Here is a 23448-nt window from a genome sequence, read left to right on the forward strand (position 1 = left end):
GAGACGGACGGCACGGCAGCGGGCCGGGGTGGAGGACCCCGGCCCGGCGCCCCTCCCCCGGCTTTCAGCCCGCCCAGACGATCGACTGCATCTCGCTGTACGCGTGCAGCGCGTACGAGCCCACGTCGCGGCCGACCCCGGAGCGCTTGAAGCCGCCGAACGGCGCCTCCATGTTCCGGCCGATCGTGTTGACCCCGACCCCGCCCGCCCGCAGCCGGCGCGCCACCCGGAACGCGCGCGCCGCGTCCCCGGACCACACGTAGTCCAGCAGCCCGTAGTCGCTGTCGTTGGCCAGGGCGACGGCCTCGTCCTCCCCGCTGTCCTTCCCGCCCCCGAACGGCACGACCACCACGACCGGCCCGAAGATCTCCTCCCGGACCACCCGCATGTCGCTCGTGCAGTCCACCAGCAGCGTGGGCGCGACGTAGAACCCGCGGCCCGGGGCACGGCCCCCACCGCCCCCGCCGCCCCCGCCGCCGGCCACCACCGGGCGCGTCCCGCCGTACGCGAGGCGCGCGCCCTCCTTGCGGCCCAGCTCGACGTACGCCTCCACCCGGTCCCGGTGCGCGGCCGAGATCACCGGGCCGACGACCGTGCCCTTCGCCGCCGGGTCGCCGACCTTCATGAAGCCCAGGTGGGCGGTCAGCTTCTCGACCAGCTGCGCGTACACCGCCCGGTGCACGATCACCCTGGTCGGGGCGGTGCAGATCTGGCCGCTGTAGAAGGAGAAGGTGGTGCCGATCCCGGCCACCGCCGCGTCCAGGTCGGCGTCCTCGAAGACGACCGCCGCGCCCTTGCCGCCGAGTTCCATCAGCTGCCGCTTCATGGAACGGCCGCAGACCTCCGCAATGCGCTGCCCGACCGCCGTGGAGCCGGTGAAGGACACCATGTCCACGTGCGGGGAGGCGACCGCCGCCTCGCCGACCTCCACCGACTGCCCGCCGACGACGTTGACCACGCCCCGCGGCACCCCGGCCTCCGCCAGCGCCTCCGCCATCCGGAACACCGACAGCGGGTCCTGCGGGGCCGGCTTGACCACCACCGTGTTGCCCATGGCCAGGGCCGGGGCCACCTTGCCCGCCGGGTTCGCCCACGGGTTGTTGTACGAGGTGATGCAGGTGACCACGCCGACCGGCTGGCGCACCTCCAGCGCCCCCAGCACGGCCGCCCTCCCCATCGGGCCGGCCTCGGTGACCTGCGGCGGGAGTCCCCGCTCGACCGGCTCCAGGGCGCCCTTCGCGTACCGCCGGAAGCGGGCCACCCCCACCCCGACCTGCAGGCCGCGCGCGATGCCCGTCGGGGCGCCCGTCTCCGCCCGGGCCAGCTCCGCCCACGGCTCGAACTCCCGCTGGATGATGTCCGCGGCCCGGTCCAGGATCGCCGCCCGCTGCTCCGGCCGCGTCCGCGACCAGCCCTCGAAGGCCTCGGCCGCCGCCGCGGCCGCCTCCAGGACCTGCCCGGGCGAGGCCTCCGGCGCGAGGCCGACGACCGACTCGTCCGCCGGGTTGACCACCTCGTAGTGGCCGCCCGCCGGCTCCACCCACTCGCCGCCGATGAACAGCCGCTGCTCCTGCTGCCCGCCGGTCACCTGCTGCCCGCCGGTCACCTGCTGCTCACCGGTCACCTGGTGCTCACCGTCCTCGTGTCCCGGCCCGACCGGAGCACGGTCCCCGGGACCGCGCCCGTCACCCGGTCGTCCCGTACCGTCTCGACCCCGTTGACCCGCACCGACACGATCCCGACCGCCCGCGCGTCCAGCCGCGGGCTGTCCCCCGGCAGGTCGTGGACCAGGGTCGCCGGCCCGGCCTCGATCCGCTCCGGGTCGAACAGCACCAGGTCCGCATGCCAGCCCTCGGCGATCCGGCCGCGCTCGCGCAGCCCGAACAGCCGCGCCGGGTCGTCGGTCAGCATCCGTACCGCCTGCTCCAGCGGCACCAGCCGGCGGCCGCGCAGGCAGTCCCCGAGGAACCGGGTCGTGTACGGGGCCCCGCACATCCGGTCCAGGTGGGCGCCCGCGTCCGAACCGCCCAGCATGACGTCCTCGTGCTGCCAGGTCTCGGCGCGCAGCGCCCAGCTCGCCGGGTCGTTGTCGGTCGGCATCGGCCACAGCACCGTACGCAGGTCGTCGTTGGCGCAGATCTCCACCAGGCACTGGAAGGGCTCCTGGCCGCGCTCGGCCGCGATGTCGCGGACGACCCGGCCGGTGAGCCCCTCGTTCTCCCTGCTGTATGTGTCCCCGATGACGTACCGCCCGAAGTCGGCCAGGCGCCGGAACACCCCGGCCTCCCTGCTGTCGGCGCGGCGCAGCAACTCGGCCCGTACGCCGGGGTCGCGCAGCCGGGTGATCCGCTCGGGCACGGGCAGGCCGAGGACCTCGCCCCAGCCGGGGATCAGGTTGAGCGCGCAGAAGGTGCCGAGGGACATGTTCATGGGGGTGAGGATCGGCATCGTCAGTGCGACGACGCGGCCGCCGGCCTTGCGGGCACGCTCGCTGGGGACCAGCTGGCGCGGCACGCGTTCGGGGACGGCGGCGTCGACGGTGAGCACGTTCCAGTTGAGGGGGCGGCCGGCGGCGGCACTCATCTCGACGAGCAGGTCGATCTCGGCGTCGGCGAACCGGTCGAGGCAGCCGGCGACGATGGCCTCCAGCTGGGTGCCCTCGTGTTCGCCGACCGCCCGGGACAGGGCGATGAGCTCGGCGGGCCCGGCGTGCCGGGAGGCGACGGGCGCGCCGTCCCCGTCGGAGTGGGTGGCGGACTGGGTGGTGGACAGGCCCCAGGCGCCCGCGTCCATGGCCTCGTGGAGGAGGGCGACCATCTGCTCCAGCTGGGCGGGGGTCGGCCGGCCGCCGGTCGCATCCTCGCCCATGACGTGGCGGCGCAGCGCGCAGTGGCCGACCATGAAGCCCGCGTTGACGGCGATCCGCCCTTCGAGGGCGTCGAGGTACTCGCCGAAGGAGGACCAGGTCCAGTCGACGCCCTCCTCCAGGGCGGCGAGGGCCATGCCCTCGACCTTGCTCATCATGCGGCGCGTGTAGTCGGCGTCCTCGGGGCGGGCCGGGTTCAGCGGGGCGAGGGTGAAACCGCAGTTGCCGCCGGCGACGGTGGTCACGCCGTGGTTCATGGAGGGGGTGGCGTACGGGTCCCAGAACAGCTGGGCGTCGTAGTGGGTGTGCGGGTCGACGAAGCCGGGGCAGAGGACGAGGCCGGTGGCGTCCTCGCCGGTGCGGGCCTCTTCGGTGACGGTGCCGGGGGCGCCGATGACGGCGATGCGGCCGCCGCGTATGCCGACATCGGCGGTGTAGCGGGGGGATCCGGTGCCGTCGACGACGGTGGCTCCCCTGATGAGGTGGTCGAGCATGGCGGGTGACGTCCCTTCTCCTCTTCCCTGCTTCCCGGCTTCCCGATCGGGGATCCGGCTTCCGATTCCGTTGCCGGCCGGGGCGGGGGCAGGCCGCTGCCCGCGCGCCCCGGCCGGCTCCGCGGGGCCGGGGCCCCCGGGACGGCGGTCCGGGAAACCGCCGTCCCCGCTGCACCGCCGGTCAGGCGCCCGCGTCGGCGCCCTGGCGGAAGCGGGTGGTGCGGTGCACCGGGTCGGTGTCGATCTTCGGGATCACGTGCTCGCCGATCAGCTTGATCGTCGTCATCGTGTCCTCGTACGAGACCCCGGTCGGCAGGCCGAAGGAGAGCTGGTCGGCGCCCGCCTGCTCCCAGCGCTTGCACTGGGCGAGGACCTCGGACGGGTCCCCGCAGATCAGCAGCTCCTCGGCGATGAGCAGCTCGATGATCTCCGCGTTGTACTCGGGCAGGATCTCGGGCCACTGCGGGATCGCCTCGGGCCGCGGGAAGGTGTCGTGGTAGCGGAAGACCAGCGACTGGAAGCGGTTCATGTTCGCGTTGACCGCGATCTCGACCGCCTTGTCGTGGGTCTCGGCGCAGATCGCCGTCGAGGTGACCATCACGTTGTCGTTGACGAAGGCGCCGATGGCCTTCGCCTCCCGGATCGCCGTCTTGTACTGCTCCAGCACCCACTCCATGTCGGAGACCTTCTGGACGCTGAACCCGAGCACCCCGAGGCCCTTCTTCGCCGCCATCGCGTACGAGGACGGGGACCCGGCGGCGTACCACATGGCCGGGTGGGCCTTGCCGTACGGCTTGGGGAAGACCTTGCGCGGGGGCAGCGACCAGTGCTTGCCCTGGAACCCCTCGTATTCCTCCTGGAGGAACATCTTGGGGAACTCCGCGATGGTCTCCTCCCATATCTCCTTGGTGTGGTTCATGTCCGTCACGCCGGGCAGGAAGCCGAGGATCTCGTGGCTGCCGGCGCCGCGGCCGGTGCCGAACTCGAAGCGACCCTTGGAGAGGTGGTCGAGCATGGCGACCTTCTCGGCCACCTTCACCGGGTGGTTGACGGGCGCCAGGGGGTTGAAGATGCCGGAGCCGAGGTGGATGCGCTCGGTGGCGTGGGCGAGGTAGGCGAGGAAGACCTCGTTCGCCGACAGGTGCGAGTACTCCTCCAGGAAGTGGTGCTCGGAGGCCCAGGCGTACTTGAAGCCGGACTTGTCGGCCTGGATGACGTACTCGGTCTCCTCGATCAGCGCCTTGTGCTCCGCCTCGGGGTCGACCCTGGACCGCGCCTCAGGCACGTATCCCTGCACGAAGAGCCCGAATTCCAAGGGGGTTCACCGTCCTCGGTTTCTCTGATTCCCGACGGGGGTCTCCGATTCTGACGGACCGTCAGATTGGATGGGTCGACTCTTCCACCGCGCGGGTGGAGCGTCAATACTTGATGAGGCGTCAGGTGGGGCATGTCGGGTGCGGGACGTCGGGTGCGGGACGTCAGGTGCGGTGCACGCTCACGCCCGCCATCCAGCCCCCGTCGATGACGAACGGCTGCCCGGTGATGTACGAGGAGTCCTCGCTCGTCAGGAACAGCGCCAGCCGGGCGATCTCCTCCGGCCGCCCCACCCGCCCCAGCGGCACCACCCGCCGGTACAGCTCCGCCATCGCCCCGCGCGCCTCGTCACTCACGCCCGCCGGGTCCAGCAGGCGCGGATCGGTCATCGGAGTGTCCACCGCCCCCGGGCACATCGCGTTGACCCGGATGTTCTTCGCCGCCAGCTCCAGCGCCGCCACCCGCGTCAGCCCTACGATCGCCGCCTTGGTCGCCGCGTACGCACCCACGTACGCCATGCCCGCCAGGCCCGTGTACGAGGAGGTGTTCACGATCGTCCCGCCGTCCGCCGCCTCGATCTCCGGGGCCAGCGCCTTGATCCCGAGGAAGGCGCCGACCTGGTTGACCTGCACCAACTCCTGGAACTCCGCCAGCGGCGTCGCGGTCAGCGCGTTGAACCGCAGGATGCCCGCGTTGTTGACCAGGCCGTCCACCCGGCCGAAGGCCTCCCTGGCGGCCGCCACCGCGGCAGCCCAGTCCTCCTCCCGGCTCACGTCCAGCCGGACGTAGCGGACCCGGTCTTTCCCGACCGCCTCGCCGATCTCCTTGGCCACGGCGGCGCCCTGCTCGTCCAGCACGTCACCGAGGAGCACCCTGGCCCCCTCGGCGGCGAACAGCCGGGCCTCCTGCTCGCCCTGGCCGCGGGCGGCGCCGGTGATGAGGACGACGCGCCCGTGAAGTCTGCCGACGGCGGCGCCGGCGGCGGCGCCGGCTCCATCGCCCGCACCCATGCCCATGCCCATGCCCTTGCCCGTACCCATGCCGGTACCCATGCCCACGCCTGTGCCTGCGCCTGTGCCCATGCCTGCGCTCCTGGTCGCCGGTCAGTCGTTGAGGAGGGGCGCCACCTCGGCCCCGAACGCGGTGATCTGGTCGGCCAGCTCGGCCCGGTCGCGGCTGCGGAAGCGGACCTGGATCTGGTCGACGCCCAGCGCCCGGTACGCGCGCAGCGACTCGGCGAGCACCTCCGGCTTGCCGGCCAGGGTGCGGCGGCCGGTGTCCCAGGCGGGCTCGCCGACGTACAGCGCCTCGGTGATCGCACCGAACTCGAACGGCTCGGCCACCCCGGCCTCCTCCCGGAGCTCCCTGATCCGGGCGATCTGCGCGGGCAGCCGGTCCCGTGGATCGCCCTGCGGAAGCCAGCCGTCGCCGCGGACGGCCGCCCGCCGCACGGCGGCCGGCGAGGAGCCGCCGACCCAGACGGGGATCCGCTCCTGGGCCGGGCGGGGGCGCTGCCCGAGGTCCCGGAAGGAGAACCGCTCCCCCTCGAAGGCCGGGAACTCCTCGGGCCCGAGGGCCGCCCGCAGCGCGTCCAGCGTCTCGTCGAGCAGGGCGCCGCGCCCGGCGAAGTCGACGCCGAGGATCTCGAACTCCTCCCGGACGTGGCCCGCACCGACGCCGAGGATGAGCCGGCCGCCCGAGAGGTGGTCGACCGTCGCGTACTGCTTGGCGCTCAGCAGCGGATGCCGCAGGCCCAGGATCGCGACGTGGCTGAGCAGCCGTACGCGCTCGGTGACCCCGGCGAGGAAGGCGAGGGTGGCCACCGGGTCGTACCAGACGGTGCTCATGGGGCCGGCGAGGCGGCGCGGTATGGCCACGTGGTCGCAGGTGGCGACGTACCCGAACCCGGCCCGGTCGGCCGCCCGGGCGACCTCGGCGAGGTCGGCGGGACCGGCCGAGGCCTCCCAGGCCTCGGCGTACAGGGTGCTCTGCGACTGGATCGGGAGCTGCATCCCGTACACCAGCCGGCCCTCCGGAAACACGCGCGCCATACCGTCCCCCGCCTCGATGCTCAGTCCGGCTCGTCCGGGCGTCGGGGGCCATCGTCTTATCTGACGATCCGTCAGGCAATAGGGTGTGAGGGGAGCGGCGAGAAGCGGTGAGATGCGGCGAGAAGCGGTGAGATGCGGCGAGAAGCGGTGAGCCTTCGCCGCCGGGCCTCAGAAGCCGTGCGGGCCCATGACGATGACCGGCTTGGCCGCCGGGTCGAGCGTCTCCAGCACCTTCTCCATCGCCTCCTTCGCGATCCCGACACAGCCCTGCGAGGGGCCGTCGTGGTCCACGTGCAACCAGATGTTGCCGCCCTTGCGGATACCCTCCGGCTTCGTCGGGTCCAGCGGCGACACCCCGCGCTTGCGGTTGAAGTCGATCGCGACGACGTAGTCGAAGGAGCCCTCCAGGGACTCCCCCTCCACACCGTGGCCGGAGGCCGTGAACGCTCGGCTGCGGTCGTACGGCATCCGCGTCCCCGGCGGCTTCGGCAGCAGGCCCCCGGCGTCACTCAGCGAGAACACCCCAACGGGGGACGTGAGATCCCCGTACCTGCGCTCCGTGGACCACCCCCGGGCACCGTTGCGAGCGGGCCAGCTCCCGGCCAGGGCCCAGCCGTCGGCGGCCGTCGGCCGGGTGTAGAGGGCGACGGTGGCGTACGAGGAGTTCTTCGCCCTGCCCGTGACCAGGACGACCTGAAGGGACTCCGCCGGGATCTGCGCGCGGGTCCGCTCACTGATGCCGGGCAGCCCCTGCAGACCGCTCCCCCTGCTCTCGCGGGCGACACGGCCGTCGGCGGCGGCGGCAACCGCCGCAGGACGGTCGTCAGTGGTGCTGTGGGCACGCGCCTCGGCGTTGCCGGGCGCGTCCTGGACGGCATGGAACCAGGCCGCCGTGCAGGCCAGCAGGCCGACGGCCGCAACGGCGCCGACCCCGGCCCCGGCACGCACGGCCGCACGGGGCCGGGGGAAGCCGACTCGGGCGAGCTTGCTCATTCTCCCGACCGTACACATCGGAGGCCCCCCAAGACGGGGACGTCAACCTCCCGGGGGGTGTCGGGATGCCGAGGGTGACGCCAGGGTGGACCACACGACCGGAAGTCGAATGCTTGAGCGAGGGGGGTGGGGGCGGGGGCGGGGGCGACGGAGGCGACGAGCCCCAACCTGCAGGAAAGGTTGACCAGAGCATCATCCGGGCCGGTCAGACGCCCCAGATCGCTACACGCTCCTCATTCTCGGCGACTGGCCCCCGTCCGGGGCCGGTGAGCGCGGCAGATCGCTACGCGCTCCTCTCATCTCGGCGACTGACCGCCGTCCGGGGCTGGTGAGCGGGGCAGATCGCCACGCGCTCGTCAGCCCCAGGCGGGGGCCAGATGCCGAGAGATGGGAGGGCGGTTCGTGAGTCTCCATGCCGCTTGCGGTCGCCTTGATCACCTGGCGACGGACATCACCTCACGAACCGCCCCCCTCCCAAGCGGTCAGGGCTTGTTCAGATCCTTCCGCACGTGGTCGTAGAGGCTCTGCGCGGCCGGATTGACGACATGCTCACCGACCTTTTTCCCCGCCTCGAAGGCGCGCTGCCGCGCCGCACCGTCATTGGGGTGGCTCTTGGCGTTCTGGTAGGCAGCGGCCGCGCTCACGGCCGCCAGGGCCGCCCGACCCTGCGGTGTCTTCTGCGTCCAGGTGTAAACGCTGTGCGCGATCTTCACGATCGCGCCAGCAGCGGCAAGTAGGGGAATCGCCATGGTCCCTCCTTTTCCTCACGAAGGTCATGCCACGTCGGTCGATGTCCCAACCCCCTAGGGGATACCCGGAGTTGTCCCTAAGGGACCGAGAGTGCGCGGTTCGCGCGGCGACGTCGGCCACGAAGCGCCCCACACTCAGTCAAGCGACTACAGAACGGCGTAAAGGCTTGTAAACCGCCCCCTGCGGAGCGCGTAGCGATCTGGGGCGCCTCCCGGCCCCAGACGGCGGCCAGCCGCCGAGCAGCCGCCAGTACGTAGCGATCTGCCGCGCTCATCAGCCCCGGACGGGGGCCAGCCGCCGAGAAAAGAGGAGCGCGTAGCGATCTGGGGCGTCTGCCGCGCCCCGATGACGCTCTGGTCAACCTTTCCTGCAGGTTGGGGGCTCGTCGCTCCCGAGCCGGCCCAGATATCGGCCCTGGGGGCCGTCTTTCGTGCCCGCGCCCCCGGCGCCGGGCACTCATGGTGGCCTTGGAGGCATGGAGACGCCGCGAGGCGGAGCGCCGGCCCTGCTGCTCTGACGAGACCCGTCCGTTGACTTGTCCCCCCGGACACTCCTCCGACGCCGGGTGTGTGCATCCCGCTCGCCGTCGCCCCCGTCGCCGCCGTCGCCGTCGCCCGCCGGCTGTACGGACCCGTCGTACTGGCTGCCGCCCCTTCCGTCTCCCGTCGCGCGGTTGCCTTCCCCTTCGCCCCGCGGAGTTGTCGTCCCGGCGTTCCCTCTTGCCTCACGCGCGCCACGACGTACGCTCAAGCCGTGAGAACTCCCAGGCACGCAGCGCGCATTGTTGTTCTGGATCCCGGCGGGTCGGTGTTCCTGTTCCGGGAGGACAACGTCGAGGTCGGCATTCACTGGCTGCCGCCCGGCGGTGGGATCGATCCCGGGGAGACGCCCGAGGAGTGTGTGCGGCGGGAGCTGCGGGAAGAGACGGGGTGGACCGACCTCCTGCCGCAGCGGCTGCTGTGTACGTGGGAGCACGACTTCACCCACCAGGGCGTGCCCGTGCGCCAGCACGAGCACATCTACGTCACCTCCGGCCCCCGCCGTGATCCTGTGCCGGAGGATCCCGGGGCGCACTGGCGGTGGTTGTCTCCTGAGGCGCTGGCCGGGCTCGGGGAGCCGTCGTGGCCGCCGCGGTTGGCGGAATTGCTGGCCGAGGGGGTCGGGGAGCCCGTGCATTTGGGGCTCATCGGCTGATTCCGCCCCGGAGCCCCGTCCCTTTTCCTTCGCTTTTCCTCCGAACCTCCGCCCCTCAGCCCCGCGTCCCCGCCGCCCCCGCCGTCCCCCCGCCTCCCGTGGCGCGGGTGTACAGCGTGGCCGCGTAGTCGCCGAGGATCGTGCTGGTCGAGACGTCGTCGGTGTCGCCGCCGGTCAGGATGCCGATGATCTTGCCGTCGCGGGCGAGCCAGGCGCTGCCGCTCGTGCCGTCCGGGAAGTCCGCGCAGTCGAAGCGCTGCTGGGTCGGGGTTTCGCGGACCGCCCTGGCGGTGCAGGTGCGTGCGACCTTGCGGTCGCCGGGGTAGCCGGTGACGGTGACCTCCTCGCCGGCGCGGCCCGTGGTGTCGAGGGGGGCGCCACCGGTGACGTCCTCGATGTTGCGGCCCGAGGCGTCGGGGGCGAGGCGGGCGAAGGCGAGGTCGTAGTCGTCGTCGGAGCCGTCGGACCAGCGGGTGTCCTCGAAGACCTCCTCGATCTTCCAGGCGCCGTACGGGGCGGCCCCGTTGGCGTACGCGGGTGCGAAGACGGCGCCGCGGTCGGTGGCGTTGCCGGAGAGGAGGCAGTGGCCGGCGGTGACGATGAGGTTCTTGCCGGGGCTGCGGACGACGGTGGCCGTGCAGAAGTGATCACCCTGCAGGCCGCCCTCGAACAGGGCTCCGGTGAAGGCGGCCGGGGTGCCCGGCTTGGGTGTGTCGGAGGTGGTCAGCTGAGGCTGCTTGGGGGATTGCGTTCGCGAAGTCGGGCTCGGTGAGGGCTGTGCCGGGGCCGCCGCCTTGACCCGGGTTTCCGGCTGGCTTCCCGGATCCGGCACCACCTTGGTCATGGCGGCGGACGCGCCGATCGCCGCTATCGTGCACAACACCCCGGTCACCACGGTGCGCTTGTCCATCACTGCCGCCCCTTCAGCTTTGCTCTGGCGAAGCATGCCCTGATGGTCCGGTTACTCGCAAGGGGAGGGCCGTTCACCGTCCGCTACGGCACTGCCCAGAGCCCCTCCGGGGTCAGGCCCAGCAGTTCGACAGCGTTGCCGCGGACGATGCGTTCGACCACGTCGGGGGCGAGGTGGCCCATCTGGGCCTCGCCGACCTCGCGGGACTTGGGCCAGGTGGAGTCGGAGTGCGGGTAGTCCGTCTCGTACAGGACGTTGCCGGCGCCGATGGCGTCGAGGTTGCGCAGGCCGAAGGCGTCGTCGAAGAAGCAGCCGTAGACGTGTTCGGCGAAGAGCTCGGAGGGCGGGCGCAGGACCTTGTCGGCGACTCCGCCCCAGCCGCGGTTCTCCTCCCACACCACGTCGGCGCGTTCGAGGATGTACGGAATCCAGCCGATCTGGCCCTCGGCGTACATGATGCGGAGGTTGGGGAAGCGTTCGAACTTGCCGCTCATCAGCCAGTCGACCATCGAGAAGCAGCAGTTGGCGAAGGTGATGGTGGATCCAACGGCGGGCGGGGCGTCGGCGGAGGTGGAGGGCATGCGGCTGGAGGAGCCGATGTGCATGGCGATGACGGTGCCGGTGTCGTGGCACGCCTGGAGGAAGGGGTCCCAGGCGTCGGTGTGGATCGAGGGCAGCCCGAGGTGCGGGGGTATTTCGGAGAAGGCGACGGCGCGTACGCCGCGGGCGGCGTTGCGGCGGACCTCGGCGGCGGCGAGGTCCGCGTCCCAGAGCGGGATGAGGGTGAGGGGGATGAGGCGGCCGTGGGCTTCGGGGCCGCACCACTCCTCGACCATCCAGTCGTTGTAGGCGCGTACGCCGAGGAGCCCCAGCTCGCGGTCCTTGGCCTCGGTGAAGGTCTGGCCGCAGAAGCGGGGGAAGGTGGGGAAGCAGAGTGCGGACTGGACGTGGTTGACGTCCATGTCGGCGAGGCGGTCGGGAACCGAGTGGGAGCCGGGGCGCATCTGCTCGTAGGTGATCACTTCGAGCCGGATCTCGTCGCGGTCGTAGCCGACGGCGGTGTCGAGGCGGGTGAGGGGGCGGTGCAGGTCCTCGTACACCCACCAGTCGCCGATGGGGCCGGGGTCGCCCTTGGCGCCCATGACGGGGGCGAACTTGCCGCCGAGGAAAGTCATTTCCTTGAGGGGGGCGCGGACGACCCGGGGCCCGGTGTCGCGGTAGCGGGACGGGAGCCGGTCCTGCCAGACGTGAGGAGGTTCCACCGTGTGGTCGTCCACCGAGATGATCTTCGGGAAGGTCTCCATGGCCCTCACGGTAGCGTCAATCTGACGAACCGTCAGCTGGTTGAGGAGTGATCGGTTCGACACGGGCTGACGGGTACGAGCAAGACAGGGCAGACTGGCCCCTACACCGACGGAAGGCAGGGGGACGACAGATGGACGGCATACCGGCCATCCCGGCCCAGCGGAACCACCCCGAGGCAGCCCGGCACGCCCCCCGGACCACCCAGGCCGCCCAGGCCGCCCCCGGGCCCGGAGCCGTGCCCGCAGCCCCGGAGCCCGGGCCGCCCGCCACCGCCCCTGCCCCCTCCCCCGGCTCCCGCTTCGCCGTCCTCGGGCCGATCCGCGCCTGGCGCGGCAGGGAGATGCTCCCGTCCGGCACCCCGCAGCAGCGCGCCCTGCTCGCCGTGCTGCTGCTGCGCGACGGCCGCACCGCCACCGCACCCGAACTGATCGACGCCATCTGGGGCGAGGACCCGCCGCAGCAGGCCCTCGCCACCATCCGTACGTACGCCTCCCGCCTGCGCAAGGTCCTCGACCCCGGCACCCTGGTCACCGACGCCGGCGGCTACGCCATCCGCACCCCCGCCGGCACCCTCGACCTCGGCGTCGCCCGCAGCCTCGCCTCCGACTCCGAGCAGGCCCGCACCGCAGGCGACCGCGCCCTCGCCCGCACCCTCCTGGCCCGCGCCCTCGACCTGTGGGACGGCGAACCCCTCGCCGGGGTCCCCGGCCCGCACGCCGAGACCGAGCGCTCCCGGCTCGTCGAATGGCGCCTGCAGCTGCTGGAGACCCGCCTCGACCTCGACCTGGAGGTCGGCCACCACGCCGAGGCCGTCTCCGAGCTGACCGCGCTGACCGCCGCCCACCCCCTGCGGGAACGCCTGCGCGAGCTGCTGATGCTCGCCCTGTACCGCAGCGGCCGGCAGGCCGAGGCCCTCGCCGTGTACGCCGACACCCGCCGCCTCCTCGCCGACGAGCTCGGCGTCGACCCGCGGCCCGAGCTGGCCGCCCTCCAGCAGCGCATCCTGCGCGCCGACGCCGAACTGGCCTGCGCCGAGGCCCCGCCCCCCGCGGCGGCGCCCGCCCACGTGCGGCCCGCGCAGCTGCCCGCCACCGTGCCCGACTTCACCGGCCGCGCCACCTTCGTCAGCGAGCTCGGCGCCATCCTGTCCGCCGCCGACGGCCAGGTCATGGCCGTCTCCGCGCTCGCCGGCATCGGCGGCGTCGGCAAGACCACCCTCGCCGTGCACGTCGCGCACGCCGCCCGCCCGCACTTCCCCGACGGCCAGCTGTACGTCGACCTCCAGGGCACCGAGCCGCGCCCCGCCGAGCCCGTCGCCGTCCTCGGCTCCTTCCTGCGGGCCCTCGGCACCCCCGACACCGCCATCCCGGACACCGCCGACGAGCGGGCCGCGCTCTACCGCTCCGCCCTCGACGGCCGCCGCGTCCTGGTCCTCCTCGACAACGCCCGCGACGCCGCCCAGGTCCGGCCGCTGCTGCCGGGCACCGCCGGCTGCGCCGCCCTCGTCACCAGCCGGGTCCGCATGGCGGGCCTCGCCGGGGCCCATCTCGTCGACCTCGACGTGATGAGCCCCGAGGAGGCCCTCCAGCTGTTCACCCGGATCGTCGGCGCCGAACGCGTCGCCTCGGAACGCCAGGCCGCCCTCGACGTCGTCGGCGCCTGCGGCTTCCTCCCCCTCGCCATCCGCATCGCCGCCTCCCGCCTGGCCGCCCGCCGCACCTGGACCGTCTCCGTCCTCGCCGCCAAGCTCGCCGACGAGCGCCGCCGCCTCGACGAGCTCCAGACCGGCGACCTCGCCGTCAAGGCCACCTTCGAGCTGGGCTACGGCCAGCTGGAGCCGGCCCAGCAGCGCGCGTTCCGCCTCCTCGGCCTCGCCGACGGCCCCGACATCTCGCTGGCCGCCGCGGCCGCCGTCCTGGACCGGCCCGAGCACGACACCGAGGACCTCCTGGAGGCTTTAGTCGACTGCTCCCTCCTGGAATCCGCCGCCCCCGGCCGCTACCGCTTCCACGACCTCGTACGCCTCTACGCGCGTGCCTGCGCCGAACGCGACGAGCAGCCCCCGACCGAGCGGGACGCCGCCCTCGACCGGCTCCTCGACTTCTACCTGGCCACCGCCTCCGCCGTGTACGCGGTCGAGCGGCCCGGCGACCGGCTGCCCGCCCACCTCGCCGCCACCCACCACCCCGGCCTGCGCTTCGGCGAGCCCCGCGCCGCCCTGGACTGGCTGTACGCCGAGGCCGACCCGCTGCTCGCCTGCGTCCGCCAGTCCTCCGTACGCACCACCGGGCGCGCCGACGTGCTCCGCCGGGCCGTGGACCTGCTGTGGGCGGCCAAGGACCTCGCCGAGTCCGGCGCCAACTCCAAGCAGTACGAGTCCGCCGCCGCCGCCCTGCGCGACGCGGCCCGCGCCGCGAAGGACCCGCACACCGAGGGCCGCGCCCGCACCGCCCTGACCAACGTCCACCTCGTCGCCGGCCGCTTCGCCGAGGCCGACGACGAGGCCCGGCAGGCCATGGTCCTGGCCCGCGAGGCCGACGACCCGCTGCCCAGCTGCTGGGCGCCCAACGACCGCGGGATCATCGCCCTCTACCAGGCCCGCTACGCCGACGGCGAGCGCTACCTGCTGGAGGCCATCGAGAACTTCCGCGCCGACGGCAACCACATCGGCGAGGCCAGCGCCCTGTGCAACCTCTCCCGCATCCACGTGGAGCTGGGCAGGCTGGCCAGCGCGATCGAGCTGGCCGAGCAGGGCATCGCCATATACGACCGGATGGGCCTGACCCTGCGCCTGGCCAACGGCCGGTACGCCCTCGGCATCGCCCTCACCCAGGCCGGGCGGCTCGCCGAGGCGCAGACGCAGCTGACCGAGGCGCTGTCCCTCTTCCACGACAACCGGCAACCCCTGTGGGAGGGCGTGACGCACTTCCGGCTGGCCGAGGCCCACCTGGCCGCGCACCGGCCGACGCTGGCCGCCGCCCACGCCGAGCAGGCCATCGCGCTGCGCGGGATCGGCGGCGAGTGGCGCCGGGCCACCGTGCTGACCGTGCTGGGCAAGGCCCTGCAGCGGCTGGGGCAGCGGGACCGGGCGCGGGTGTGCTGGCGGGATGCGGAGGCCGTCTTCGAGGGCCTCGGGTCTCCGGAACTGGCCGAGGTACGGGCCCTGCTGGCCCCGGAGATCGCGGCCTGATCCCGCGGCGGCGATCGCCCGCCTCCCGCACCGGCGGGAGTTGAACGGAGGCGTTCATCGTTCGTTTATCGCCTTCCGCCACCATGGATGCATCGACTCAACCGCGTCGGGGGCGCGGGGAGTCCGCTGGAGGACCGCCCGTTCGGCGGTCCGCGGGGGAATCGCCGAACGGGCCCTAGCCATCCATCAGGAGATCCGATGACGACGAACGAGAACATCCTGCAGAACGAGAGCGACATCATCCCGCTCGACAACCACGCGTCGGGGATCGAGATCAAGCCGGTCGACGGCCCCGCCGCGGCGGACGCCGACATCACTCCGATGGACAACCACGCCTCCGGCATCGCCATCAAGCCGGCCGACAAGCCGGCTGCGGACGAGGAGATCGTCTCGCTGGACAACCACGCGTCCGGTCCGCGTCCGTAACCGAGCGGTCTCCGGTGCCGGCCGTCCCACGGGGGACACGAGGGACGGCCGGCACCGGGAACACGGGGGAACCACGGGGGAACACGGGGAATCAGGGGGGTGCGTCGGGGTCACGGGGGCCGCGGCGCCACCGCGGGGGAACACACGGGGGATCACGGGTGGCGCGCCGCCACGGGGGAAACGGGCGGCGCACCACCACGGGGGAGCAAGGCAACGGGGGAGCACAACGCAGGAACGGCGGCCGCGGTGGCCCGGAGGGGGAGCCACCGCGGCCGCCGCGTGCGTGCCTACCGCGCAGGTGCGTACGTACGGCGCAGGTGGGTGCGTACCGCGCAGGTGCGTGCGCGGCCGGAAGCGGCCGGCCTGCCCGGGGGCCCCGGTCCGTGGATACGCTGGGACCGTGTTCACCTCCCAGGGGCCGAGCCTGCGCGAGCTCGCCGTGCAGGCCTTCTCGTCGGTCGAGCGCGGCTACGACCTGCTCGCGCCGAAGTTCGACCACACGCCGTTCCGCACCCCGGACCGCATGCTCGACGCCGTCGAGGAGGCGCTCGCCCGGCACGAGGGCTCCTTCGGCTCCGGCCTGGACGTCTGCTGCGGCACGGGCGCGGCCCTCGGGATGCTCGGCCGGCTGTGCCGGGACCGGGTGACCGGCGTGGACCTGAGCGCGGGCATGCTCGCCGAGGCCGAGCGGCTGTACGGCGGAGACCGCGTCGACCTGCTGCGGGCCGACGCGCGGGCGCTGCCGCCCGGGCTCGCGGACACGTACGACCTGGCGGTCAGCTTCGGGGCGTTCGGGCACTTCCTGCCGGCCGAGCGGCCCGCCCTCTTCGGCAGTGTCCACCGCGCGCTGCGCCCGGGCGGCGTGTTCGCCTTCCCGATCGGGGCGCCGATCCCGCCGACCTCCCCGCTGTGGTGGGCGGTGGCGGGCTTCGACGCGGCGATGCGCGTCCGCAACGCGGTGTGGCGGCCGCCGTTCGTCATGTACTACCGGACGTTCCCGTGGGGCGGGGCCCGCGCGGACCTGCGGGCGGCCGGCTTCACGGTGGAGACCGTGCCGCTGGAGCCCTTCGGGCGCCGCCCGGACGGCAGCCCGCGCTGGCGGCTCGTCCTCGCCCGGAAGAACGAGCAGCAGCCTTAGCCGCGGACGGGCCGACGGGTCAGCGGGCCGACGGGCCGACGGGCCGACGGGCCGACGGGCCGACGGGCCGACGGGCCGACGGGCCGACGGGTCAGCGGGTCGACAGGTCGACAGGTCAGCAGGTCGACGGGTCAGCGGGCGCGGAGCTCCCGTTTGAGGACCTTGCCGCTCGCGTTGCGCGGGAGCTCGGTGACGAACTCCACGGCGCGCGGGACCTTGTAGTTGGCCATCTCCCGCCGGGACCAGGCGATCAGGTCGTCGGCGGTGAGGGTGGAGCCGGGGCGGCGCACCGCGTACGCCTTGCCGACCTCGCCGAGGCGGGGGTCGGGGATGCCGACGACCGCGACGTCGGCGATGTCCGGGTGCAGGCCGAGGAGTTGTTCTATCTCGGCGGGGTAGGCGTTGAAGCCGCCGACGATGAACATGTCCTTGATCCGGTCGGTGATGCGCAGGTTGCCGCCGCCGTCGAGGACTCCGACGTCGCCGGTGCGCAGCCAGCCGTCGGGGGTGACGGTGCGGGCGGTCTCCTCCGGGTCCTCGAAGTAGCCCTGCATGACGTGGTGGCCGCGTACCCACACCTCGCCCGCCGCGCCCGCGGGCAGGGGCCGGCCGTCGCCGTCGGCGATGCGGATCTCGGTGCCGGGGACGGCCCGTCCGGAGGTGGCGGCGATGACCTCGGCCGGGTCGCCGCGGCGGCACATGGAGACGATGCCGCCGGCCTCGGAGAGCCCGTAGGCGGTGAGGACGGTGCCGATGCGCAGTTCGCCGCGGAGCCGCTCGACGAGGCGGAGCGGGACGACGGCGGCGCCGGTGACGACGAGGCGGAGGGTGGAGAGGTCGTGGTGGGCGCGCTGGGGGTGGTCGAGGAGGGACTGGTGGAGGGTGGGCGGGCCGGGGAGGACGGAGATCCGCTCGGCGGCGATGTTGGCGAGGGCGGTGTCCACGTTGAAGACGGGCTGGGGGACCATCGTGGCGCCGCGCATCAGGCAGGCGAGGATGCCGGCCTTGTAGCCGAAGGTGTGGAAGAAGGGGTTCACGATCAGGTAGCGGTCGCCCTCGCGGAGTCCGGCGAGCTCGCTCCACACCTCGTAGCAGCGCAGGGACTGGGCGTGGGTGATGACGGCGCCCTTGGGACTGCCGGTGGTGCCCGAGGTGAAGATGATGTCGGAGGGGGCTTCGGGGCCGATCGATTCGGCCCGCCGGCGGACGGCCGCGGCGGGCACGGTGTCACCGCCGGCCAGGAAGTCCTTCCAGGTGCGGAAGTCCTCGGGGGCGTCGTCGGCGAGGACGACGACCTGTTCCAGGTGCGGCAGGCCGGGCAGCGGGCCGCGGCCGCCGGCGGGGCCCTGTGCGGCGGCCCGGCGCAGGGAGGCGACGTAGGAGGTGCCGAGGAAGGTGCCGGTGACGAAGAGCAGCCGGGCCCGGCTGCGCTGGAGGACGTACGCCGCTTCCGTGCCCTTGAACCGCGTGTTGAGGGGGACGAGGACGGCGCCCGCGGAGACGGCGCCGAGGGCGGAGACGATCCAGTCGGCGGTGTTGGGCGCCCAGACGGCGACCCGGTCGCCCGGTTCGATGCCGGCGGCGAGGGTGGCGGCCGCGGCGCGTTCGACGCGCTCGCCGAGCTGCGCGTAGGTCAGCCGGGTGCGGCCGTCGACCACGGCCTCGCGGTCGGCGTGGCGGGCGGCGGCCGCGCGGACCAGCCCGGCGATGCTGCCCCAGCGCAGGTCGCCCCGTACGTCCTCGCCCGTGGCTTCGGGGCCTGTCCCGTTGGCTGCCCCGCGCCCCGGTTCGCGCCCGGTTTCGCGTACGCCCTCGCCCATCGTCCGCCCTCCCACGACACCAGTAGCTGACTATCCGTCAGATTAGCTGTAGCCTTCGCGGCTGTCAGCACTGGCGCGGGCCGCGGAGGTGGCGGATGGCGGCAACACTCAAGGACGCTACGGCGATCGTCGGAATCGGCCAGACCCCCTTCGCCAGACACCTGCCCGAGTCCGAGAAGGAACTCGCCTGCCGGGCGGTCCTCGCCGCCCTCGCGGACGCCGGCATCGCCCCCTCCGAGGTCGACGCCTTCGCCTCGTACACGATGGAGGAGACCGACGAGGTCGAGGTCGCCAAGTCCATCGGCGCAGGCGACGTCACCTTCTTCTCCAAGGTCGGCTACGGCGGCGGCGGCTCCTGCGCCACCGTCGCCCACCTCGCCGCCGCCGTCGCCACCGGCCAGGCCACCGTCGGCGTCGCCTGGCGCTCCCGCAAACGCGGCTCCGGGCCGCGCCCCTGGACCAGCACCGCCGTCCAGCTGCCCACCCCCGGACAGTGGACCCGCCCCTTCGGCCTGCTCCGGCCCGCCGACGAGATCGCCATGCTGGCCCGCCGCTACATGCACGAGTACGGAGCCACCCGCGACCACCTCTTCAACGTGGCCATGGCCTGCCGCAACCGGGCCAACGAGAACCCCGCCGCGATCATGTACGACCGGCCGCTGACCCGCGAGATGTACATGACCTCCCGCATGATCAGCGAACCGCTCTGCCTGTTCGACAACTGCCTGGAGACCGACGGCGCGCTGGCCTGCGTCATCGTCTCCGCCGAGCGCGCCCGCGACTGCCGGCAGCGCCCCGTGTACGTGCACTCCGTCGCCCAGGGCCTGCCCGCCCAGCACCACGGCATGGTCAACTACTGGAACGACGACCCGCTCACCGGCCCCGCCTGGACCGCCGCCCGCCACCTGTGGAAGCACGCCGACTTCGGCCCGCAGGACATCGACGTCGCCCAGATCTACGACGCCTTCACCCCGCTGATCCTGCTGTCCCTGGAGGGCTACGGCTTCTGCGCGCGCGGCGAGGGCGCCGCCTACACCGAGGGCGGAGCCCTGGAGACCGGCGGCCGGCTCCCGCTCAACACCGGCGGCGGCGGACTGTCCGAGGCCTACGTCCACGGCTTCAACCTGATCAACGAGGGCGTCAAACAGCTGCGCGGCAGCTCGACCGCCCAGGTGCCCGGCGCCGCGACCTGCCTGGTCACGGCCGGCGAGGGCGTCCCGACGTCGGCGCTCCTGCTGCGCGCCTGAACCACACCCGAGCCACACCCCGAGCCGCACCCCGAGCCACACCCGAGCCACACCCGAGCCACCCCGAGCCACACCGCCGTCCGGGACACGAGGAGACGAGGGACCACCGTGACCGCAGCCGCCGAAGCACTGCTCCTGCCCGTCCCGGACGCCGACGGCGCCCCCTTCTGGGAGTACGCCGCCCGGGGCGAGCTCCGCGTCCAGGCCTGCACCGCCTGCGGCAGGCTCCGCTTCCCGCCGCGCCCCTGCTGCCCGCACTGCCAGTCGTTCGACTCCGAGTGGCGCCCCACCAGCGGCCGGGGCCGCATCTGGTCGTACGTCCGGCCGCACCCGCCGCTGCTTCCCGCCTACGCGGTGCAGGCCCCGTACAACGTCGTCCTCGTCGAGCTCGCCGACGCGCCGCACATCCGGCTCGCCGGGAACCTCGTCGCCTCGGCCGACGCCCCGCTGAACTCGGTGGACCCGGCCCGGCTGCGCATCGGCGCCCGGGTCCAGGCGGTGTTCGCCGACGCGGGCGGGATCACCGTGCCGCGCTGGATCCTGGAGAAGGCATGACGCTGCGGGTGGAGCGGGACGAGGCCGACGGGGTCGCGGTCGTCACCCTGGACCGGGAGCACCGGCACAACGCGATCGACCTGGAGACCGCCGCCGGACTGGCCGCGGTGTGGCGGGAGTTCCGCCACGACGACACGGTCCGGGCGGTGGTGCTGACCGGGGCGGGCGGGGCCGCGTTCTGCACCGGCATCGACCGGGACACCGCCGTCCCGCAGCCGGGCTCCCCGTACTCGGTCGACGACCCGCTGGCGGCGATCGGCCCGAAGGCGGCCGACCTGTGGAAGCCGGTGATCGCCGCCGTCAACGGCATGGCCTGCGGCGGGGCGTTCTACCTGCTGGGCGAGGCCGAGTTCATCGTCGCCTCCGACACGGCGACCTTCTTCGACCCGCACACCTCGTACGGGATGGTCAGCGCCTACGAGGCCGTGTACATGGCCCAGCGGATGCCCTTCGGCGAAGCCGCCCGGATGTCCCTGATGGGCACGGCCGAACGGCTGTCGGCGCGGCGGGCGTACGAGATCGGGCTGGTCTCGGAACTGGCCGCGCCCGCGGAACTGCCCGAGGCGGCCCTGCGGGCGGCGCGGACGCTGGCCGGCTTCCCGACGGAGGCCGTGCAGGGCACCGTACGGGCCCTGTGGTCGGCGAAGCAGGCGGCCCTGCAGCAGGCGCTGGCGCAGGCCCCGGCGCTGATCGCACTGGGCAACCTGCCGCCGGACCGGCAGGCGGCCCTCTTCGCAAACCGACGGACGACACCACAGCCCCGGGTGCGGTGACGCCGGCGCCCGGGACTGCCCTGACGCCGGCGGCCCCGGCCGCCTCCGCCGCGGCCGGTTCAGAACGGGCTGTCGAGGGCGGCGTGTGAGATGGCGGGGTAACAGTCCGAATCCAGGGCGAAGTTGAGCCGGCCGGCCCGTCCTGTCCCCCGGTCCCGCGTTTCAGGCCGACGATCTGCGGGGTCTGCGCCCTGCACCCCGGTCAGCCGCGTGAGTTTCCGGGCCACCGCCTTGCTCTGTTCCCGCGCCGGATGGGGGTCCATCCGCAGCGGTGCGTAGGCGAGTTCCTTGCCACTCGAACAGGCCGTGGGCAGTGCTGCCATCACCAGCACAGCAGCCGCGGCGACCCCTGTCCTCGTGCCTGCGGACCGGCGGAAACCCGCAGCTCGTCCGGTATCTGCCAGGTCTTTCACCCCTCCGTGCAGCCCGTCCTGTCCGGCTCCCGACGGCCGCCGAGGCGTCCGCCTGCGCTCCCCCGCGTACGCAGGCCGCTTGGCCGGTTCACAGTTGTCGTGCATATGATCGGCGCCACCCGACGGGGAGGCGCGAACATGTCAGATGAACTCGTTCCGGACCAACAGGTGGGCATGCGGCTGAACGGCGAGGGGCCGCTGGCCCCGGGCGCCACCGCGCCACCGCCACCGCTGCTGCAGTCTCCGAGCCTCACGCCACCGCCGCTGCTGAAGGCGCCGGGCGGGCAGGACTTCGCCTCGACGCCTGCCGAGAAGCAGGCCGCGGCCAACACGATCCAGACCGAACTCCAGCCGAACACGAAGACGGCCGCGGACCACGCGGACGACTCGACCGGCGCCGCCCAGAAGGGCTTCGACGGCTGGGAGACCGCCGCCGGCCTGAAGACGGTCGCGGAGACCTGGGACCAGCAGGTGAAGAACCTGATCGCCCGGCTCGAAGCGGAGAAGAACGCCCTGCGCGGCGCCTCGGGCCTCTTCGCCCGCAACGACGTCGGGCTGGGCAACAACTTCCTCGCCACGAAGTCGAAGCTGCACGGCCTGTAGGGGGATCCGAGCTGTGGCACTGAACTACCACGAGGTCCTGACCACGAACTTCGGCCTGCTCGGAACGGCCGCCGGCAAGTGGGAGACGATGGCGGGCGAGCTGAAGAAGGTCGAGACCCGCTACGGCGACACCGTCCAGAAGATCACCATGACCGAGAACTGGGCCGGCTTCAGCTCCGTGAGCGCCGAGAAGGGCTTCGCGGCCACCCGCTACGAGTACGCGGCGGCCCAGGTCCAGGCGAAGGCGATCGCAAGCCTGCTGCGCGATGCCCAGGAGAAGTTCACCGACCTGAAGAACAAGCTGGAGAGCGCCCGCGACGACGCGATAGCCGCCGGCATGACCGTCTCCGCGGAGGGGCGCGTCGCCTTCGACTACTCCAAGCTCACCCCGGGCGAGCGCAGCGCCTACCACCACGACCCCGACGGCCAGAAGACGGTCGCCGAAGCCGTCGGCAAGTGGCAGAAGCACATCGACGACCGGGTGAAGGTCGTCACCGAACTCGACCAGAACATCAAGGCCGTCCTCCAGACCGCCGTCACCGACAGCAACAAGGACGCCTTCGGCAAGGGCGCCGACATGTCGCTCAGCGGGTTCAACGCCGGTGCCACGGGCGATCTGAACCAGGCCCTGAAGGACGAGAAGGCCGCACAGGAGCAGGCGGCCAAGGAGGCGGAGGCGGCCAAGAACGGGCCGAAGTCCGAGGGCGGCCTCAAGATCACCGGCCCCGCCGTCGGCGCCTCGGCCAGCGGCCAGAAGTACGGCAAGGAGGGCTCGGCCAAGGCGTACGCCGACCTCTTCCACATGACCGCGGACGGCAAATACCAGAACGGGAACCTGACGCTCTCCGGTGTCGACGACATCACCCTCGGAGCCAGGGCCAGCGCGAACTACGGCATGACCCACGACGGCCTCGCCGGCAAGGCCGAGGTGTCCGCGGGCATCCGGACCCTGGTGGAGGGACGCGCCGACTACAGCCACTGGGGCGGGGCCTACGCGCGCAGCGAGGGGTTCGCCGGTGGGGAGGCCGCGGTCAGCGGCACGGCGCGGTGGGACAACGTCAGCGCCGGCGCGAAGGCGTTCGCCGGCGGCAAGCTCGGTGTCGCGGGCGGCGGGGAGGTCGCCGGCATCGGCGCCGGCGGCACGGCCGAGGGATGGGCCGGCGCGGGCGCGGAGGCCAAGGTGACCTTCGGCAAGGGTGACGACGGCAAGTGGCACGTCGGCGGCAAGGTGGGCGTCGCCCTCGGGCTCGGCGGCGCCGTGGGCGGCGAGTTCACCATCGACACCGACAAGGTGACCAAGGCCGCCGGCGACACGGCCGACTGGGTGGGCGACACCGCCGGCGACATCAAGGACGGCTTCGTCGGACTGCTCCACTGATGCACTTCTCAGCGGAAGGAAGGAGGGC

At 73.1% G+C, this 23448-nt stretch carries 19 protein-coding genes; 9 read left to right on the top strand and 10 right to left on the bottom strand.

The features are described 5' to 3' along the window. Nucleotides 1-64 precede the first annotated feature (64 nt). The 7 genes from ACIQUT_RS28470 to ACIQUT_RS28500 form a co-directional block, all read right to left on the bottom strand. Nucleotides 65-1624, bottom strand: a complete 1560-nt coding sequence (locus tag ACIQUT_RS28470; protein WP_403566841.1) for an aldehyde dehydrogenase family protein — start codon at nucleotides 1622-1624, stop codon at nucleotides 65-67. Continuing rightward, the gene (locus tag ACIQUT_RS28475) at nucleotides 1621-3360 is read right to left on the bottom strand and encodes an amidohydrolase family protein (protein WP_403566843.1); all 1740 of its coding nucleotides are present in this window, start codon (nucleotides 3358-3360) and stop codon (nucleotides 1621-1623) included. The genes ACIQUT_RS28470 and ACIQUT_RS28475 overlap by 4 nt, the downstream gene beginning before the upstream one ends. 181 nt (nucleotides 3361-3541) lie before the next feature. Further along, the gene (locus ACIQUT_RS28480) at nucleotides 3542-4675 is read right to left on the bottom strand and encodes an LLM class flavin-dependent oxidoreductase (protein ID WP_403566844.1); all 1134 of its coding nucleotides are present in this window, start codon (nucleotides 4673-4675) and stop codon (nucleotides 3542-3544) included. 163 nt (nucleotides 4676-4838) lie between these two features. Continuing rightward, complete coding sequence (locus ACIQUT_RS28485; protein ID WP_403566969.1) at nucleotides 4839-5684, bottom strand: SDR family NAD(P)-dependent oxidoreductase; 846 nt, start codon at nucleotides 5682-5684, stop codon at nucleotides 4839-4841. A gap of 93 nt (nucleotides 5685-5777) precedes the next feature. Further along, complete coding sequence (locus tag ACIQUT_RS28490) at nucleotides 5778-6725, bottom strand: LLM class F420-dependent oxidoreductase (RefSeq protein WP_403566846.1); 948 nt, start codon at nucleotides 6723-6725, stop codon at nucleotides 5778-5780. 168 nt (nucleotides 6726-6893) lie between these two features. Beyond that, complete coding sequence (locus ACIQUT_RS28495; protein WP_403566848.1) at nucleotides 6894-7718, bottom strand: L,D-transpeptidase family protein; 825 nt, start codon at nucleotides 7716-7718, stop codon at nucleotides 6894-6896. A 482-nt stretch (nucleotides 7719-8200) separates the two neighbouring features. Next, on the bottom strand, nucleotides 8201-8467 hold the full coding sequence (locus tag ACIQUT_RS28500; RefSeq protein ID WP_403566849.1) for a hypothetical protein: 267 nt from the start codon (nucleotides 8465-8467) through the stop codon (nucleotides 8201-8203). A gap of 754 nt (nucleotides 8468-9221) precedes the next feature. Here ACIQUT_RS28500 and ACIQUT_RS28505 point away from each other — a divergent pair. Beyond that, nucleotides 9222-9662, top strand: a complete 441-nt coding sequence (locus tag ACIQUT_RS28505; RefSeq protein ID WP_403566850.1) for an NUDIX hydrolase — start codon at nucleotides 9222-9224, stop codon at nucleotides 9660-9662. Nucleotides 9663-9717: 55 nt separating this feature from the next. Here ACIQUT_RS28505 and ACIQUT_RS28510 read toward each other — a convergent pair whose 3' ends face one another. After that, nucleotides 9718-10572, bottom strand: coding sequence for a trypsin-like peptidase domain-containing protein (locus ACIQUT_RS28510; RefSeq protein ID WP_403566852.1), 855 nt, complete (start codon nucleotides 10570-10572; stop codon nucleotides 9718-9720). 83 nt (nucleotides 10573-10655) lie between these two features. Continuing rightward, a complete protein-coding gene (locus tag ACIQUT_RS28515; protein WP_403566854.1) occupies nucleotides 10656-11876 on the bottom strand; it encodes an amidohydrolase family protein in 1221 nt (406 codons plus the stop codon). Between the two features lie 131 nt (nucleotides 11877-12007). Between ACIQUT_RS28515 and ACIQUT_RS28520 the strand changes: the two genes are divergently transcribed. The 3 genes from ACIQUT_RS28520 (at nucleotide 12008) to ACIQUT_RS28530 (ending at nucleotide 16631) form a co-directional block, all read left to right on the top strand. After that, complete coding sequence (locus tag ACIQUT_RS28520) at nucleotides 12008-15067, top strand: BTAD domain-containing putative transcriptional regulator (RefSeq protein WP_403566855.1); 3060 nt, start codon at nucleotides 12008-12010, stop codon at nucleotides 15065-15067. A gap of 198 nt (nucleotides 15068-15265) precedes the next feature. Next, complete coding sequence (locus ACIQUT_RS28525; RefSeq protein WP_403566857.1) at nucleotides 15266-15493, top strand: hypothetical protein; 228 nt, start codon at nucleotides 15266-15268, stop codon at nucleotides 15491-15493. Nucleotides 15494-15893: 400 nt separating this feature from the next. Beyond that, nucleotides 15894-16631 carry a class I SAM-dependent methyltransferase gene (locus ACIQUT_RS28530; RefSeq protein ID WP_403566858.1) on the top strand — a complete coding sequence of 246 codons (738 nt, stop codon included), beginning with the start codon at nucleotides 15894-15896 and terminating at the stop codon, nucleotides 16629-16631. Between the two features lie 131 nt (nucleotides 16632-16762). Here the strand turns inward: ACIQUT_RS28530 and ACIQUT_RS28535 are convergent, their stop codons facing one another. Then, nucleotides 16763-18451, bottom strand: coding sequence for a FadD3 family acyl-CoA ligase (locus ACIQUT_RS28535; protein ID WP_403566860.1), 1689 nt, complete (start codon nucleotides 18449-18451; stop codon nucleotides 16763-16765). Between the two features lie 95 nt (nucleotides 18452-18546). Here ACIQUT_RS28535 and ACIQUT_RS28540 point away from each other — a divergent pair, with 95 nt between their 5' ends. The 5 genes from ACIQUT_RS28540 to ACIQUT_RS28560 all read left to right on the top strand — a co-directional run bounded on the left by ACIQUT_RS28540 (nucleotide 18547) and on the right by ACIQUT_RS28560 (nucleotide 23420). Further along, the gene (locus tag ACIQUT_RS28540; RefSeq protein WP_403566862.1) at nucleotides 18547-19698 is read left to right on the top strand and encodes a lipid-transfer protein; all 1152 of its coding nucleotides are present in this window, start codon (nucleotides 18547-18549) and stop codon (nucleotides 19696-19698) included. A gap of 108 nt (nucleotides 19699-19806) precedes the next feature. Beyond that, nucleotides 19807-20253 carry a Zn-ribbon domain-containing OB-fold protein gene (locus ACIQUT_RS28545; protein WP_403566863.1) on the top strand — a complete coding sequence of 149 codons (447 nt, stop codon included), beginning with the start codon at nucleotides 19807-19809 and terminating at the stop codon, nucleotides 20251-20253. Next, entirely contained in the window at nucleotides 20250-21026 is a 777-nt protein-coding gene (locus ACIQUT_RS28550; protein ID WP_403566865.1) for an enoyl-CoA hydratase/isomerase family protein, read from the top strand. The genes ACIQUT_RS28545 and ACIQUT_RS28550 overlap by 4 nt, the downstream gene beginning before the upstream one ends. A gap of 551 nt (nucleotides 21027-21577) precedes the next feature. Continuing rightward, on the top strand, nucleotides 21578-22042 hold the full coding sequence (locus ACIQUT_RS28555; RefSeq protein ID WP_403566867.1) for a hypothetical protein: 465 nt from the start codon (nucleotides 21578-21580) through the stop codon (nucleotides 22040-22042). A gap of 13 nt (nucleotides 22043-22055) precedes the next feature. After that, nucleotides 22056-23420: a hypothetical protein gene (locus tag ACIQUT_RS28560; RefSeq protein WP_403566868.1), complete on the top strand. Its 1365-nt coding sequence runs from the start codon at nucleotides 22056-22058 to the stop codon at nucleotides 23418-23420. Nucleotides 23421-23448 lie beyond the last annotated feature (28 nt).

It is taken from the genome of Streptomyces sp. NPDC090445, assembly GCF_044769385.1.
Lineage (GTDB): Bacteria > Actinomycetota > Actinomycetes > Streptomycetales > Streptomycetaceae > Streptomyces.